Source organism: Pseudomonas sp. E1MeOHC2 (genome assembly GCF_058745025.1).
Genome location: NZ_CP196675.1, coordinates 1,352,613 through 1,368,086 on the forward strand (window position 1 = coordinate 1,352,613; position 15,474 = coordinate 1,368,086).

The 15,474-nt window shown below is 63.2% G+C and carries 13 protein-coding genes; 6 read left to right on the plus strand and 7 right to left on the minus strand.

Annotation, left to right across the window (positions count from 1 at the left end; translation table 11 throughout):
- Positions 1 to 36 precede the first annotated feature (36 nt).
- A complete protein-coding gene (locus ACSSU5_RS05985; protein ID WP_264311713.1) occupies positions 37 to 390 on the plus strand; it encodes an MGMT family protein in 354 nt (117 codons plus the stop codon).
- A 43-nt stretch (positions 391 to 433) separates the two neighbouring features.
- Positions 434 to 1,981: an AmpG family muropeptide MFS transporter gene (locus tag ACSSU5_RS05990; protein ID WP_264311712.1), complete on the plus strand. Its 1,548-nt coding sequence runs from the start codon at positions 434 to 436 to the stop codon at positions 1,979 to 1,981.
- Between the two features lie 61 nt (positions 1,982 to 2,042).
- Here the strand turns inward: ACSSU5_RS05990 and ACSSU5_RS05995 are convergent, their stop codons facing one another.
- The 3 genes from ACSSU5_RS05995 to ACSSU5_RS06005 form a co-directional block, all read right to left on the minus strand.
- A complete protein-coding gene (locus ACSSU5_RS05995; protein WP_264311711.1) occupies positions 2,043 to 3,287 on the minus strand; it encodes an MFS transporter in 1,245 nt (414 codons plus the stop codon).
- 208 nt (positions 3,288 to 3,495) lie between these two features.
- A complete protein-coding gene (locus ACSSU5_RS06000) occupies positions 3,496 to 4,338 on the minus strand; it encodes a mechanosensitive ion channel family protein (RefSeq protein WP_264311710.1) in 843 nt (280 codons plus the stop codon).
- A gap of 113 nt (positions 4,339 to 4,451) precedes the next feature.
- Positions 4,452 to 4,937, minus strand: a complete 486-nt coding sequence (locus ACSSU5_RS06005; protein ID WP_264311709.1) for a YajQ family cyclic di-GMP-binding protein — start codon at positions 4,935 to 4,937, stop codon at positions 4,452 to 4,454.
- A 100-nt stretch (positions 4,938 to 5,037) separates the two neighbouring features.
- Here ACSSU5_RS06005 and ACSSU5_RS06010 point away from each other — a divergent pair, with 100 nt between their 5' ends.
- Genes ACSSU5_RS06010 through ACSSU5_RS06020 form a run of 3 tightly spaced genes read left to right on the plus strand, consistent with a single transcriptional unit; the run spans position 5,038 to position 8,593 of the window.
- Positions 5,038 to 5,955: a putative 2-dehydropantoate 2-reductase gene (locus tag ACSSU5_RS06010; RefSeq protein WP_492560798.1), complete on the plus strand. Its 918-nt coding sequence runs from the start codon at positions 5,038 to 5,040 to the stop codon at positions 5,953 to 5,955.
- A 39-nt stretch (positions 5,956 to 5,994) separates the two neighbouring features.
- Complete coding sequence (locus tag ACSSU5_RS06015; RefSeq protein ID WP_492561303.1) at positions 5,995 to 8,025, plus strand: ATP-binding protein; 2,031 nt, start codon at positions 5,995 to 5,997, stop codon at positions 8,023 to 8,025.
- 1 nt (position 8,026) lies between these two features.
- Positions 8,027 to 8,593: a cob(I)yrinic acid a,c-diamide adenosyltransferase gene (locus ACSSU5_RS06020; RefSeq protein ID WP_492560799.1), complete on the plus strand. Its 567-nt coding sequence runs from the start codon at positions 8,027 to 8,029 to the stop codon at positions 8,591 to 8,593.
- 135 nt (positions 8,594 to 8,728) lie between these two features.
- On the opposite strand, the gene ACSSU5_RS06025 is transcribed toward ACSSU5_RS06020, so the two are convergent.
- From ACSSU5_RS06025 to secA, 4 genes are all read right to left on the minus strand, one after another.
- Positions 8,729 to 9,673 (minus strand): Nudix family hydrolase, encoded by a 945-nt coding sequence (locus tag ACSSU5_RS06025; RefSeq protein WP_492560800.1) that lies wholly within the window; start codon positions 9,671 to 9,673, stop codon positions 8,729 to 8,731.
- The gene (locus tag ACSSU5_RS06030; RefSeq protein ID WP_264311704.1) at positions 9,670 to 10,302 is read right to left on the minus strand and encodes a glutathione S-transferase family protein; all 633 of its coding nucleotides are present in this window, start codon (positions 10,300 to 10,302) and stop codon (positions 9,670 to 9,672) included. The genes ACSSU5_RS06025 and ACSSU5_RS06030 overlap by 4 nt, the downstream gene beginning before the upstream one ends.
- 136 nt (positions 10,303 to 10,438) lie before the next feature.
- Positions 10,439 to 11,656, minus strand: coding sequence for a bifunctional glutamate N-acetyltransferase/amino-acid acetyltransferase ArgJ (gene argJ / locus ACSSU5_RS06035; protein WP_264311703.1), 1,218 nt, complete (start codon positions 11,654 to 11,656; stop codon positions 10,439 to 10,441).
- A 196-nt stretch (positions 11,657 to 11,852) separates the two neighbouring features.
- Positions 11,853 to 14,588, minus strand: coding sequence for a preprotein translocase subunit SecA (gene secA, locus ACSSU5_RS06040; RefSeq protein ID WP_264311702.1), 2,736 nt, complete (start codon positions 14,586 to 14,588; stop codon positions 11,853 to 11,855).
- Positions 14,589 to 14,978: 390 nt separating this feature from the next.
- On the opposite strand from secA, the gene ACSSU5_RS06045 reads away from it, so the two are divergent.
- Complete coding sequence (locus ACSSU5_RS06045) at positions 14,979 to 15,434, plus strand: DUF721 domain-containing protein (RefSeq protein WP_264311701.1); 456 nt, start codon at positions 14,979 to 14,981, stop codon at positions 15,432 to 15,434.
- Positions 15,435 to 15,474: the final 40 nt, after the last annotated feature.

Genomic DNA, 15,474 nt, shown 5'->3' on the forward strand with positions numbered 1-15,474 from the left:
CTGGTCCGGTTTCATCCACAAGGCACGGGGGCACTGATGTCAGAGGCATACGAGCACGCCCAGGAAACCGCAGAAGCCCGACGAACGGCGCTGTATTCGGTGCTCGGGCAAGTGCCCGAAGGCAAGGTGGTCAGCTACGGCCAGCTCGCCGAGCTGGCCGGCCTTGGCCGCGCGGCACGCTGGGTTGGCCGCACCCTCGGCCAGCTTCCCGCAGACACCCGCCTGCCCTGGCACCGCGTACTGGCTGCTGGCGGGCGCCTGAGCCTGGCATTGGGCACCCCGTCAGGCGACGAACAACGGGCGCGGTTGCGCGCAGAAGGCGTTAATGTGACCAATAATCGTGTGGATATGACGCGCCATGGCTGGCGCCCGATGGAGCACAGCGGTTAGAGTGCGCGCTTTGTTTTCGAAAACTTGAGGCAGATGTTGGCCCATGCCCCGTAAAACCTGGCGCGCTGCGCTCGCTGCCTATGCCAGCCCGTCAACCCTGGTACTTCTGCTGCTCGGCTTCGCCGCCGGCCTGCCCTACATGCTGGTGTTCTCGACCCTTTCGGTATGGCTGCGTGAAGCAGGCGTGGCCCGCGAGACCATTGGTTACGCGAGCCTGATCGGCCTGGCCTATGCCTTCAAATGGGTCTGGTCGCCGTTGCTCGACCAATGGCGCCTGCCATTGCTTGGCGGCCTGGGCCGCCGCCGTTCGTGGCTGCTGCTGTCGCAGGCGCTGGTGGTGATCGGCCTGGTCGGCATGAGCCTGTGTGACCCACAGCAACACCTGTCATGGCTGATTGCCTTGGCCGTTCTCGTGGCATTTGCCTCGGCGACCCAGGACATCGCCGTCGATGCCTATCGCCTCGAAATTGCCGACGACCAGCGTCAGGCCGCACTCGCCGCCAGCTACATGGCCGGCTACCGGGTGGCGGCGCTGCTTGCCACTGCAGGCGCGCTGTTCTTCGCCGAATGGTTCGGCTCCACCGGTTTCAGCTACCTGCACAAGGCCTGGGCCGGCACGTACATCATGTTTGCCCTGTTGATGCTGCCCGCGCTCTTCACCACCCTGGTCATGCGTGAACCTTCGGTACCGCTGCGTACCCAGCTGTCGGCGGCGCGCTATGGCCTGGTGCACCAGCTGGCGTCGGTGTTCGTGCTGATCGTGCTGTTGGTGTCGGTACCTGCCAGCTTCACCCAGCTGTTCAATACCGACTGGGCCAGCGTGATCTTCGGCGACGCGACGCCACTCGACCTGCTGCTGGAAGACCGCGCCTTCCTGCGCCTGATTCTGTACGTGCTGCTGACCTGGGCCTGCCTGTCGACCATGGGCCGCCGCGGCCTTGCGCCGGTGCTGACCCCGGTCAACGACTTCATTGCCCGCTACCGCTGGCAAGCCCTGCTGCTGCTCGGGCTGATCGCCACCTATCGTATGTCGGACACGGTCATGGGGGTGATGGCCAACGTGTTCTATATCGACATGGGCTTCACCAAGGACCAGATCGCCAGCGTCAGCAAGATCTTCGGCCTGATCATGACCTTGGTCGGCGCCGGGGCCGGTGGCCTGCTGATCGTGCGCTTCGGCATCATGCCGATCCTGTTCATCGGCGGCGCGGCATCGGCGGCCACCAACATCCTGTTCCTGATGCTGGCCGACATGGGCCCGAACCTGGACATGCTGGTGGTCACCATCTCGCTGGACAACTTCAGCTCCGGCATGGCCACCTCAGCGTTCGTCGCCTACCTGTCGAGCCTGACCAACCTGAAGTTCTCTGCCACCCAGTACGCACTGCTCAGCTCGATCATGTTGCTGCTGCCACGGCTGATCGGGGGTTACTCGGGGGTCATGGTGGAGAAGTTCGGTTACCACGACTTCTTCCTGATCACTGCCCTGCTGGGTGTGCCGACGCTGATCCTGATCGCCCTGCAGTGGCGTCAGGAAGCCGGGCGCGGCAAGCCGGTGCCCGAAGAGAACCCAGCGGCCGAGCGGCCCTGAGGGTATTACGGTGCCTGTATTGGCCCTGTCGCCGGCATGCCGGCGACAGGGCCAATGAAAGCTACTGAGCCACAGCCCCTTCGCCAGACCGGCCGCCTACCACAAACCACAGCGGCCACAGCGCCAGCGCACCCGCCACACTGGCTGCCAAAGCGAAGTGCAACAAACTGGCCCCCGCCCCGATCATCGCTAGCAGCGCCCCTCCCAGGCCCAGCAAGGCAATGGTGATCATCCCCAGCATGGCCGAGACTAACCCCTTGCTTTGCTCGCTGGAGAACAGCGTCATGCGGTACAGCACGGCGTTGGCAACGCCCAGCCCCAAGGCATACAGCGACATGCCGGCAACCACGCTGGTCACGCTCGGCCAGAACCAGGTCGCCAGCACCATCAGCGACAGGCCGGCCAGGTAGGGCCAGAGTGCGCCACGTACCAGCGCCGGCAGCGGGTAACGGTCGGCAATGCGGTTGATGATCAGATTGCCGAGGATCAGCCCACCAAACACCGGCAGCTGCCACAGCGCATATTCCATCGTGCTCAGCCCTTCATCATGGATGAGCAGCACCGGCGACAGGCCAATCCAGCCAATCAAGGGCAGACCGACCAGGCCAAGGGCCGCGCTACCGGCGACAAAGCGTCGGTTGGCCAGCAATTGACCGTAGCCGGACAACAGTGGCAGCAAGTGGATCGGCGTAAACGGCAGCTTCGAACCGTCGCGCCGCTCCACGCCCAGGGTTTCTGGCATCAACCGGTACAACAGCACCCAGGCCAGCACCGCGCCGATGGCGAACGCCACGAACAGCCAGCGCCAGTCCAGCCATTGCAGCAGCAAGGTACCCACCAGTGGGCCAAGCAGCGGCGACAGCAGGGCAATGTTGGCCAACAGGGCCATCATGCGCACCGCGTCGGCTTCGCTGAAGGCCTCGTTCAGGGCCGGGTAGCTGACCGTGACCACAAAGCCCAGGCCGATGCCCTGCAACAGGCGCAGCAGGTTGAACATGCCGATGTCGTTGACCCAGAAGGTCGCCAGGCACGCCACGCCGAAGAACACACAACCGCCCAACAGCAGGGGGCGGCGGCCATAGCGATCGGCCAGTGGGCCGATCAGCCACTGCAGGACCACGCCACCGAGCAGGTACAGGTTCAGGGCGTGGGGGATGTATTCGGGGCTGGCGTTCAGGTCGCCTACTACCACGGGCATGGCCGGCATGACGGCGTCGCTGGCCAGGTAGGTGAGCAGCTCGAACAGGGCCAGGGTGAGGCCGAACAGCAGCGCTCGAAGGGGGGTGATGTACAGCAGTGGTTTCATGGCAGGTTTCGGGTAAAGGCAGGTGGGGTCAGGCTATATGCCAGAAATATCAGGGCTTGGCTGTGAACAAGTGTAATGGGGCCGGAAAAAGCTGGGGCCGCTGCGCGCCCCTTCGCGGGCAAGCCCGCCCCCACAAGTACGGTGTTATCCCTGTGGAAGCGGGCTTGCCCGCAAAGGGGCGCACAGCGGCCCCAGTTACAATGCGGTGTTATTGGGTAGCCGTTTCCTGCACCACGCGAATCACCCGCTGCGGGAACGGAATATCGATGCCCTCTGCCTTGAGCCGGTCACGGGCATGCTCATTGAGCATGAACATGACATCCCAATAGTCGGACGTCTTGGTCCAGATGCGCAGCGACACGGTAATCGAGCTGTCGCCCAGCGTCGAAATCACCGCCTGCGGTGCCGGGTCTGCCAGCACGCGCGGGTCCTGCGCAAGCTCCAGCAGCACATTACGCGCCTTCTGCAGGTCGGCTTCGTAATCCACACCCACGTCGAACACCACCTTACGGGTCGGCTGACGGTTGGTGTTGGTGATGATGCCGTTGGACAGGCTGCCGTTGGGCATGATCACCGTCTTGTTGTCACCGGTGCGCAGCACGGTATGGAAAATCTGGATGCTGTCCACGGTGCCGCTGACACCCTGCGCTTCAATCCAGTCGCCTATGCGGAACGGGCGGAACATCAAAATCAGCACGCCACCGGCGAAGTTCGCCAGGCTGCCCTGCAACGCCAGGCCAATGGCCAGGCCAGCAGCACCGATAGCGGCAACGAAGGAGGTGGTCTCGATGCCGATCATCGACGCCACGCTGACGAGCAGCAGGATCTTCAGGATGATATTGGCCAGGGTGCTGATGAACCCCTGCAACGCCAGGTCGGCATTACGCAGGCCGACCAGCTTGCCCAGGCGTGCGCTGACCTTGTTGATGATCCACCAGCCGATGGCCAGGGTCAGCAACGCCAGGCACACACGGCTGCCGTATTCCATGATCAAAGGGACCCAGGTCTGCGATTGGCGGACCAGCTGATCGACTTCAGCGTTCAAATCCATGTTCATCTCCTGATGCCGAACGGCATGTACACGGTAAAACTGGCCGCAGCATTTGCGCGGCCATGGCCCCCATGGACATCATTGCGCCATCGAGGTTCCTGACAACGCCCGGATCAATCGCGGAAGTTGTTGAACTGCAGCGGCATGTCGAATTCCTTGGCGCGCAGGGCGGCGATCGCCTCTTGCAGGTCATCGCGCTTCTTGCCGGTGACACGTACCTGTTCACCCTGGATGGCAGCCTGAACCTTGAGCTTGGCATCCTTGATGTGAGCAACGATCTTCTTGGCCAGCTCTTTGTCGATGCCTTCGCGGAACTTGGCTTCCTGTTTCATTTCTTTGCCAGAAGCGTAGGCATCCTTGGCTTCCAGGCATTTGACGTCGATCTTGCGCTTGACCAGGGCACCGCGCAGGATCTCGAGCATCGCTTCAAGCTGGAACTCGGCCTCGGCGGTCAGCAGCACGGTCTGATCCTTGTCCTTGAACTCGAAGCTGCCCTTGCCCTTGAGGTCATAACGGCGATCGAGTTCCTTGACGGCGTTGTCTACAGCGTTCTGCACTTCGTGCTTGTCCAGTTCCGATACCACGTCGAACGAAGGCATGGGTATTCTCCAAAAATAAAAGCGCGCTCGGCCTGAAGATGGAGCACGCTGAGTTAGACGGTTAAAATGCGGGCTCATTATAACGGGTTGCGAAACGCATATGAGCAGCACCTGGCATATTCTCGGCGCGGGTAGCCTGGGCAGCCTCTGGGCTTGCCGCCTGGCGCGCGCTGGCAAGGCGGTACGTTTGATCCTGCGCGACGAGCAGCGGCTGCAGGCCTATCAACGGGTGGGCGGCCTGACGCTGGTCGAACAGGACACGTCCAGGCACTACGCGATCCCTGCCGAAACAGCCGACGCCCACGGCCCGATCCACCGCCTGCTGGTAGCCTGCAAGGCCTATGACGCCGCGCCGGCCATCAAGCGCCTGGCGCCGCGGTTGGCCGAGGGCGCAGAGCTGGTGCTGCTGCAAAATGGACTTGGCAGCCAGGACGAAGTCGCCGACCAGGTGCCCCATGCCCGTTGCATCTTCGCCTCCAGCACCGAAGGGGCTTTTCGCGAGGATGACTGGCAGGTGCGCTTTGCCGGTCACGGCTTCAATTGGCTGGGTGACCCACTCAAGCCCGGGATCCCGGCGTGGTTCGATGACCTGCACGATGCCGGCATCCCGGCCGAATGGACCGTGGATATACTCACCCGCCTGTGGCGCAAACTGGCGCTCAATTGCGCGATCAACCCGCTGACCGTGCTGCACGACTGTCGCAATGGCGGCCTGCTCGAGCACCTGGCTGAAGTGACCGCCCTGTGCGACGAACTGGGCGAACTGCTGCGTCGCTGTGGCCAACCCCAGGCTGCCGAAGATCTGGACGAAGAAGTACAACGGGTGATCCTCGCCACCGCCGCCAACTACTCTTCCATGTACCAGGATGTGCGCGCTGGCAGGCGCACCGAGGTCCATTACCTGCTCGGCCATGTGTGCCGCGTCGGCGAGCGTCATGGCCTGCCGTTGCCGGAACTGGAACGCCTGCACCGGCGCCTGGTCGATAACCTGCAGGCACGTGGCTTGCCCAGTGCCTGACGCTGGCCCTTTCAACCGGATACGGACATTGCCTTGCCCATGACCCTGCGCCAACGCCTGGAAAACCTGCCGGTCGGGCAAAAGCTGCTGGCGGCCCTGCTGGTGCTGCTGGTGACCATCTTGCTGGTGGCCAACCTGACCTTCATCAGCGCCGCCTACTGGATCACCCAGGAAAGCATGGCGCCCCAGGCCCTGCAGACCATCGGCCGGCTGATAGCCAACCCGCAGCTGTCGGCCCGTGCAGGCGACACCCCGGAAACCGCCAACGCCCTGCTCAAGGAACTGGACAGCTACACGCCACTGCGCGCCGCCGCCGTCTACGGTGGGGACGGCCGCATACTTGCACAACTTCAGCACGGCGAGCCGTTGGCACTGCCCAAGCGCTTTCGCAACATCGACGGCTGGCGCCTGATGGAGTTTCGCAGCACGCAGCTGATACGCATACCGCGCGATGCCAACCCGCCAGCGCACCTGCTGCTGGTGTCCAGCAGCGAGCTGCCGACAGCCTTCTACACCGGCACGCTCAGCGCCAGCCTGGGCATTCTGGTGTTCAGCATCCTGCTGTGGATTGTCGTCGCCCGGCAAATCAAGCGCTTGATCACCCAACCGATCAACCAGCTCGAAGAGCTCAGCCGCCAGGTCACCCGCGAAGAGAGCTACGCCCTGCGTGCCCGGCGCGGCAACGACGACGAGATCGGCAGCCTGGCCGAGGCGTTCAACACCATGCTCTCGCGCATCGAAGCCCGCGAGCAGCAACTCAAGCGCACCCGCGATGAATTCCAGACGGCCTATGACCAGGCCCAGGGCCTGGCCGAAGAAACCCGCCATACCAACCGCAAGCTGGAGCTGGAAGTCCAGGTGCGCAGCAAGATCGAGAAAAAACTCACGGGCTTCCAGAATTACCTCAACAGCATCATCGACTCCATGCCCTCGGCGCTGATCGCCCTCGACGAGCAGCTCTATGTCACCCAGTGGAACCACGAAGCCACCATGCTCTCCGGGACGCCGCTGGACGAGGCGCTGAACCAGCCGATCTTCATCGCCTTCGAGCCGCTCAAGCCATTTTTGCCACAGCTCAAGGAAACCGTGGAGAAACACCGGGTGGCGAAGATCGAGCGGGTCACCTGGCCCAAGGACGATGACCTGCGCCACTATGCCCTGACCTTCTATCCACTGATGGGCGGGGGCGGTCGCGGCGTGGTGATCCGCATCGATGACATCACCCAGCGCCTGTCCCTGGAAGAGATGATGGTGCAATCGGAAAAGATGCTCTCGGTAGGTGGCCTGGCCGCGGGCATGGCCCACGAGATCAACAACCCGCTGGGGGCCATTTTGCACAATGTGCAGAATATCCGTCGGCGCCTGTCCCCGGAGTTGCCACGCAACCAGGAGCAGGCCGAGGAGCTTGGCATCGACCTGCCCACCGTCAACCGTTACCTGGCCAGCCGCGAAGTGCCACAGCTGCTCGACGGGATTCAGCAGGCCGGTGCACGCGCTGCGAAAATCGTCACCCACATGCTCAGTTTCAGCCGCCGCAGCAATCGCCAGCTGGCACCTTGCGACTTGCCGGCGCTGATCGACCAGGCCGTGGAAATCGCCAGCAACGATTTCGACCTGGCCATCGGCTTCGACTTCAAGGGCCAGGCGATCGTGCGCCAGTTCGACCCGCACCTCGGGCCGGTGCCGTGCACCGCCAACGAACTGGAGCAGGTGCTGCTCAACCTGCTGAAAAATGCCGCCCAGGCGATCCACCAGCGCCCGCAATCCAGCGAGCCTGGGCGCATTATCCTGCGCACGCGCCTCAACCCGCCTTGGGCCGAAATCCAGGTCGAGGACAACGGCGTGGGCATGCCCGAAGCCGTGCGCAAGCGCACCTTCGAGCCGTTCTTCACCACCAAGGAGATTGGCCAGGGCACCGGCCTTGGCCTTTCGGTCTCGTATTTCATCATCACCAACAACCACAAGGGGCAGATGGAGGTGCAGTCCACGCCCGGCCAGGGCACCTGCTTCACCCTGCGCCTGCCCCTCGGCCAGCCGGCAGCGACGGCACCGAACACCACGGAGGCATGACATGGGCTACCGCCTGTCGAAGATCTACACCCGCACTGGCGACAAAGGCGAAACCGGCCTTGGCGACGGACGCCGGGTGCCCAAGGACCACCCGCGCATCGAAGCCATTGGCGAGGTGGATAGCCTCAACAGTCAACTGGGCCTGCTGTTGGCGGGGCTGACCGAACAGGGGCTGGTTGAGGTAAACGATGTGTTGGCCCCCTGTCAGCACCGCTTGTTCGACCTCGGCGGCGAACTGGCAATGCCCAGTTACCAGGCATTGAACCTGGCCGAAGTGGAGCGCCTGGAAGCGGCAATCGACCTGTGGAACGAGGAGCTGGGGCCGTTGAAGAATTTCATCCTGCCCAGTGGTTCGGCGTTGGTGGCGCAGGCGCATGTGTGCCGTTGCCTGGCGCGCAGTGCGGAGCGACGGTGTCAGCAGCTGAATGCAGTGGAGCCGCTGGAGGGGGTGGGGTTGGCGTATATCAACCGGCTATCGGACCTGCTGTTCGTGGCGGCACGGATCATTGGGCGGCGGCAGGGGGTTGCCGAGGTGTTGTGGCAGCCAGCGCCGAAGCCTGAAGGCTGAGAGTGCCGGGGCTGCTACGCAGCCCATTCGCGGGCCGCTCCCACAGGTACTCCACAGGGTTCGAATACTGTGAGCTTCCTGTGGGAGCGGGCTTGCCCGCGAATGGGCTGCGTAGCGGCCCCTCTCACAAGCGGCTCAGGCCTCAGGCCAGAACGCCCGAATCCCCGCCACACCCTGCGCCCCAACTTCCCAGGCCCGCTCACGATCATCCGGCCCTACCCCACCCAGCAAGAACACCGGCCGGCTGAAGCCCGCAACCAAGCGCTGGGCCTCGTCCCACCCCAGAGGCACCGCCTCAGGATGCGTCTGGGTCGCCTGCACCGGCGACAGGGTGACGAAATCGACCCCCATCTGCTCAGCCAATGCCAGCTCTTCTGCGCTGTGGCAAGACGCCGCCAACCAGCGGTGCTCAGGGAATGGCCGCCCCTTGGCCGCATACTTGCGCAATTGCGCGGCCGTCAGGTGCCAACCTGCCGAGGGGAAATCGCCCAGCCACTCCAGAGGCCCTTTGAGCATCAACTGCGCCTTGCCACCGCACAAACCGACCGCATCCACCGCCACATCGCGGTACTTCGGGTCGTACATGTCCGGCGCACGCAGCTGGATCAGACGGGTACCGTTTGCCACTGCCTTTTGGATGCCCTTGAGCATCTGGGGCACTTCCAGGCCGTCCGGGGTGATCAGGTAGTGGTCCGGCAGGCGTGCGGCGGCCACGATTGGCTTGTTGGCCTCGGGGAAGTCGTACTGCGTCAGCTCGCGCGGTGTCACCCAGGCCAGAGGCTGGCCCTCGGCGCCATGGGGCTCGCCGGTGAACGCTTCGACGACGCGAACGTCCAACAGCACTTGTTTGTCGGGGTAATCGTGGCTGACCTTGATCAACGCCCGTGAACGGGTCACGTCGATGCCCAGTTCCTCGCGAAGCTCACGGGCCAGCGCCGCTTCGACGCTCTCGCCCGCTTCCACCTTGCCCCCCGGAAACTCCCAAAGGCCGCCCTGGTGCTGGGTATCTGCCCGCCGCGCAATCAGAATGCGGCCTTCGGCGCTGCGGATCACCGCGGCCGCTACATGAATGCGTTTCACCCTTCGCGCTCCGCCAGGCCAGCCTGCTGCCAGGCCTTGAAAGCCGGCCACTGGTAAATAGTCTCGATGTACGCGGCCGCCTCTGCCGGCACTGCCACACGGTAGGTGCGCAGGCGCACGGCCACTGGGGCGAAGTAAGCATCGGCCAGGGTCGGCTTGCCGAACAGGAAGGGGCCACTGTCCTTGGCAACCAGACGGCATTCGGACCACAGCGCGACGATACGGTCGATGTCGACCTGCACGTCCAGCGGTACCGTCTCCAGGGCCTGGTCACGGGACAGGTCGAACGGCATCGCCCCGCGCAAGGCGAAGAACCCACTGTGCATCTGCGCGCAGGCCGAACGGGCCTGGGCACGGGCAGCCACGTCGGCAGGCCACAACTGGGCTTCGGGATGGCGCTCGTTGAGGTATTCGGCGATGGCCAGGGAGTCGGCGATCACGCCATGCTCTGTCTTGAGCAGCGGCACCTTGCCAGTAGCCGAGTAGGCGAGCAGACGCTGACGGGTGTCAGGCTGGTTGAGTTTGATCAGGGTTTGTTCATAGGGGACGCCGGCCAGCTCGATGGCCAGGGCGCCGCGTAGCGACCAGGAGGAATACAGCTTGTCGCCGATGATCAGGTGGTAGCTCATGGTTCGGCTCCATTTGTCGGGGGTTTGAGGCTGCTTCGCAGCCCTTCCCGACGCAAGGCCGCTCCTACAGGTACAGTGCAGACCGGTGTAGGAGCGGCCTTGTGTCGCGAAGGGCCGCAAAGCGGCCCCAATTGAATCACGTGCGGTATTCGGCGTTGATCTTCACGTATTCGTGGGACAGGTCGGTGGTCCAGATGGTTTCGCTGCATGCACCGCGGCCCAGCTCGATGCGGATGGTGATCTCTTCCTGGGCCATGACTGCAGAGCCTTGCGCCTCGGTATAGCTCGGGCTGCGGCCGCCTTGGCTGGCGATGCAGACGCTGTCCAGGTACACGTCGATCAGGCTGACATCCAGCTCCGGCACGCCAGCACGGCCAACGGCGGCCAGGATGCGGCCCCAGTTAGGGTCGGAAGCGAACAGGGCAGTCTTGATCAGCGGCGAGTGGGCCACGGCGTAACCGACGTCCAGGCATTCCTGGTGGTTACCACCACCGTTGACCTGCACCGTGACGAACTTGGTGGCACCTTCGCCGTCGCGGACAATGGCCTGCGCCACGTCCATGCACACTTCGAACACAGCCTTTTTCAGGGCTTCGAACAGCGCACCGCTGGCTTCGGTGACTTCCGGCAGGTTGGCCTTGCCGGTAGCGATCAGCATGCAGCAATCGTTGGTCGAGGTGTCGCCGTCGATGGTGATGCGGTTGAACGACTTGTTGGCGCCGTCGAGCATCAGGTCCTTGAGCACCGCCGGGGCAACCTTGGCGTCAGTGGCAATGTAACCGAGCATGGTGGCCATGTTCGGGCGGATCATGCCAGCGCCTTTGCTGATGCCGGTAACGGTCACGGTCACGCCATCGTGCTGGAACTGACGGCTGGCACCCTTGGGCAGGGTGTCGGTGGTCATGATGCCAGTGGCGGCTTCAGCCCAGTTGTTTTCCGACAGGTCGTCCAGGGCGGCCTGCAGAGCGCCTTCGATCTTCTCGACCGGCAGCGGCTCGCCGATCACGCCGGTGGAGAACGGCAGCACCGACTCAGCCGGTACGCCGGTCAGCTCGGCGAGCTTGGCGCAGGTGCGTTCGGCAGCGGCCAGGCCGGGTGCGCCGGTACCGGCGTTGGCGTTGCCGGTGTTGGTCAGCAAATAACGCACAGTGCCCTGAACACGCTGTTTGGAGAGGATCACCGGGGCCGCGCAGAAGGCGTTGAGGGTGAATACGCCAGCGACGCTGGAGCCTTCGGCACAGCGCATGACCACCACATCCTTGCGCCCAGGGCGCTTGATGCCGGCAGAAGCGATACCGAGTTCAAAACCCGGAACCGGGTGCAGGGTGGGCAAAGGACCAAGACCAACAGCCATTAGAGCGCTCCTAGAAAAACGGTGAAATGATGATGGAAGAGCGGGGCCGCTTCGCGCCCCATTCGCGGCACAAGGCCGCTCCCACAAGGGCCTCGCAACCTTCTGATTCAGGCGCGATCCCTGTGGGAGCGGCCTTGTGCCGCGAATGGGCCGCACAGCGGCCCCGGTGATGTCACGTTACTGCGAGTGGATCAGATCAATCGATCTGCCCGTGGCAATGCTTGTACTTCTTGCCCGAACCGCACGGGCATGGCTCGTTGCGGCCCAGCTTCTGGTCGTTGCGCACCGGTGCTGCGGCCACGGCCACGTCGGCGCCCTCCTCGCTCAGTTGCTCGCTTTCAAGGCCTGGAGCGGCGGCATGCTGGAACTGCATGCGGCTGGCCAGCTCCTCGGCTTCGCGGCGCAGACGGGCTTCCTCTTCGATCGGGTCTTCGCGGCGCACCTGGACGTGCGACAGCACGCGGATGGTGTCGCGTTTGATCGATTCGAGCAGTTCCTGGAACAGCGTGAACGACTCGCGCTTGTACTCCTGCTTCGGGTTCTTCTGCGCATAGCCGCGCAGGTGAATGCCGTGGCGCAGGTGGTCCATGGTCGACAGGTGGTCTTTCCACAGGTCGTCCAGTACTCGCAGCAGAATCTGCTTCTCGAAGGTACGCAGGGCGTCGATGCCGGCCTGGTCTTCCTTCTCGTTGTAGGCGTCGGTGATTTCCTTGATCAGCTTCGCGCGCAGGGTTTCCTCGTAGAGGTGGTCGTCCTCGTCGAGCCACTGCTGGATCGGCAGCTTCATGGCGAAGTCGCTGGACAGCGAAGCCTCCAGGCCGGCCACGTCCCACTGCTCGGGCAGCGACTGCGGCGGGATGTGCTGGCTGATGGTGGCATCGAGCACTTCCTGGCGGAACTCGGCAATGGTATCGCCGATGTTCTCGGCCGCCAGCAGGCTGTTGCGCATGTGGTAGATCACCTTGCGCTGCTCGTTGGCCACGTCGTCGTATTCGAGCAACTGCTTGCGGATGTCGAAGTTGCGGCCTTCGACCTTGCGCTGGGCTTTCTCGATGGCGTTGGTGACCATGCGATGCTCGATCGCCTCGCCAGACTGCATGCCCAGCGCCTTCATGAAGTTCTTCACCCGATCAGAGGCGAAGATGCGCATCAGGCTGTCTTCGAGCGACAGGTAGAAGCGGCTGGAACCCGGGTCACCCTGACGGCCGGAACGACCGCGCAGCTGGTTGTCGATACGGCGCGATTCGTGACGCTCGGAGGCAATCACGTGCAGGCCACCCGACTCGATTACCTGCTGGTGACGCTTCTGCCAGTCGGCCTTGATCTGGGCGATCTGTTCGGCGGTCGGGCTGTCGAGAGCGGCCACTTCGGCTTCCCAGTTACCACCCAGCAGGATGTCGGTACCCCGGCCAGCCATGTTGGTGGCAATGGTCAATGCACCCGGAGCGCCCGCCTGGGCGATGATCTCGGCTTCTTTCTCGTGGTACTTGGCGTTCAGTACCTTGTGCTCGATGCCTTCCTTCAGCAGCAGGTTCGACATGTGCTCGGACGTTTCGATGGTGGCAGTACCCACCAGCACCGGGCGACCTTGGGTCATGCTTTCCTTGATGTCGGCGATGATCGCGGCGTATTTCTCGTCGGCGGTCAGGTACACCAGGTCGTTGAAGTCCTTACGCGCCAACGGTTTGTTCGGCGGAATCACCATCACGTTGAGGCCGTAGATCGACTGGAACTCGAACGCTTCGGTGTCGGCGGTACCGGTCATGCCGGACAGCTTGGTGTAGAGACGGAAGTAGTTCTGGAAGGTGGTCGAGGCCAGGGTCTGGCTTTCGGCCTGAATGTTCAGGTTTTCTTTCGCTTCGATGGCCTGGTGCAGGCCTTCGGACAGGCGACGACCGGGCATGGTACGGCCGGTGTGCTCGTCGATCAGCAGGACCTGGCCGTCCTGGACGATGTACTCGACGTTGCGGTGGAACAGCTTGTGCGCGCGCAGGCCAGCGTAGACGTGGGTCAGCAGGCCCAGGTTATGCGCCGAGTAGAGGCTCTCGCCCTCGGCCAGCAGGCCGGCCTGGGTGAGCATCTCTTCGATGAATTGGTGACCGGCTTCGTTGAGCTCGACCTGGCGGCTCTTCTCGTCGATGGTGAAGTGGCCTTCCTGGGTGACCTGGCCTTCGACTTCTTCGATGTGCTGGGTCAGGCGCGGGATCAGGCGGTTGATCTCGATGTACAGCTTGGAGCTGTCCTCGGCCTGGCCGGAGATGATCAGCGGAGTACGGGCTTCGTCGATGAGGATCGAGTCGACTTCGTCGATTACCGAGAAGTTGAGTTCACGCTGGAACTTCTCTTCCTGGCTGAACGCCATGTTGTCGCGCAGGTAGTCGAAACCGAATTCGTTGTTGGTGCCGTAGGTGATGTCGGAGGCGTAGGCAGCGCGCTTTTCTTCCGGCGGTTGGAAGGCCGAGACGATGCCCACGGACAGACCGAGGAACTCGTACAACGGGCGCATCCAGTTGGCGTCACGGCGGGCCAGGTAGTCGTTGACGGTCACCACGTGCACGCCTTTGCCGGACAATGCGTTGAGGTAGACGGCCAGGGTACCGACCAAGGTCTTGCCTTCACCGGTGCGCATTTCTGCGATCATGCCCTCGTGCAGGGTCATGCCGCCGATCAGCTGCACGTCGAAGTGGCGCATACCCATCACGCGCTTGCCGGCCTCACGGGCCACGGCGAAGGCTTCAGGCAGCAGTTGGTCCAGTGTCTCGCCTTTGGCCAGGCGCTCCTTGAACTCTGCGGTCTTGCCCCGCAGTTGCTCATCGGAGAGGGCCACCATCTTCTCTTCGAAGGCATTGACGATAGTCACCGTCTTGAGCATGCGTTTGACTTCACGCTCATTCTTGCTTCCAAAAAGTTTCTTTAACAAAGGCGCAAACATATCGGCAGGATCTTCCACACGTAGGGATGGAGGGCGGCCCCATGAGTCGCCCGTGCAGCCCTTAGGCCGCATGCGAACGAGCATTCTACCCGGAAACGATGGTGAGGAAAGTGGCTGATTTCCACGATGCTGATACAGCGTTTTGGCAGGGGCATTTCTTAGATAGGGTCATTTTCGCTGAGTTCAAGGCTCAGGAAGATGAAACGTATCGAGAATGAGTCTTATCTTGTGTTGTCTGTACCCGCCTCTTCGCGGGCAAGCCCGCTCCCACCGGCATTACGCTCGCCTCAAGACAGCAGCAACCCCGTGGGAGCGGGCTTGCCCGCGAAGAGGCCGGTACAGGCAACAGAGGTGTTAAACTGCCGCTCTTGTAACCTCCTGCGTACCCCCATGGCCTACAAACCCTCCCCCGCTCAGCAACCGTCCGCACTGCTGCGCCAGGTGCGCCCGCTGCGCCTGCTGCTGAACCAGGCCGAACGCCTGGAGCACCTGCAGCGCCTGCTGGAAAGCCAGCTGCAGCCGGCTGCCCGCGAGCACTGCCACGTGGCATCGTGGCGTGATGGCATATTGTTGCTGGTGGTTACCGACGGTCATTGGGCCACCCGTTTGCGCTATCAGCAAAAACGCCTGATGCGGGAGTTACAGGCCATGGAAGCATTCGGCAACCTGCGGCGCATCCTCTACAAGGTGCAACCACCCCTGGTGCCGGCCAAGCGTGGCGGGCATGCCGCCGAGCTGTCGAGCAATGCCGCCGAAAGCCTTCGCGATACCGCCGAAGGGATTGCCGACCCCAAATTGCGCGCTGCCCTGGAACGGCTCGCCAGCCATGCCCGGGGTAAAAGCTGAAATAAAAAAGGCCACCCGAAGGTGGCCTTAATGAACTAGA

Excerpts from the sequence above, each read along its gene's own strand:
- ACSSU5_RS06000 (WP_264311710.1), bottom strand. The coding sequence starts at position 4,338 with ATGGATTTGAACGCTGAAGTCGATCAGCTGGTCCGCCAATCGCAGACC.
- ACSSU5_RS05985 (WP_264311713.1), top strand. The coding sequence starts at position 37 with ATGTCAGAGGCATACGAGCACGCCCAGGAAACCGCAGAAGCCCGACGA.
- ACSSU5_RS05995 (WP_264311711.1), bottom strand. The coding sequence starts at position 3,287 with ATGAAACCACTGCTGTACATCACCCCCCTTCGAGCGCTGCTGTTCGGC.
- ACSSU5_RS06010 (WP_492560798.1), top strand. The coding sequence starts at position 5,038 with ATGAGCAGCACCTGGCATATTCTCGGCGCGGGTAGCCTGGGCAGCCTC.
- argJ (WP_264311703.1), bottom strand. The coding sequence starts at position 11,656 with ATGGCTGTTGGTCTTGGTCCTTTGCCCACCCTGCACCCGGTTCCGGGT.
- ACSSU5_RS06015 (WP_492561303.1), top strand. The coding sequence starts at position 5,995 with ATGACCCTGCGCCAACGCCTGGAAAACCTGCCGGTCGGGCAAAAGCTG.
- ACSSU5_RS06045 (WP_264311701.1), top strand. The coding sequence starts at position 14,979 with ATGGCCTACAAACCCTCCCCCGCTCAGCAACCGTCCGCACTGCTGCGC.
- ACSSU5_RS06020 (WP_492560799.1), top strand. The coding sequence starts at position 8,027 with ATGGGCTACCGCCTGTCGAAGATCTACACCCGCACTGGCGACAAAGGC.
- secA (WP_264311702.1), bottom strand. The coding sequence starts at position 14,588 with ATGTTTGCGCCTTTGTTAAAGAAACTTTTTGGAAGCAAGAATGAGCGT.
- ACSSU5_RS05990 (WP_264311712.1), top strand. The coding sequence starts at position 434 with ATGCCCCGTAAAACCTGGCGCGCTGCGCTCGCTGCCTATGCCAGCCCG.
- ACSSU5_RS06005 (WP_264311709.1), bottom strand. The coding sequence starts at position 4,937 with ATGCCTTCGTTCGACGTGGTATCGGAACTGGACAAGCACGAAGTGCAG.
- ACSSU5_RS06030 (WP_264311704.1), bottom strand. The coding sequence starts at position 10,302 with ATGAGCTACCACCTGATCATCGGCGACAAGCTGTATTCCTCCTGGTCG.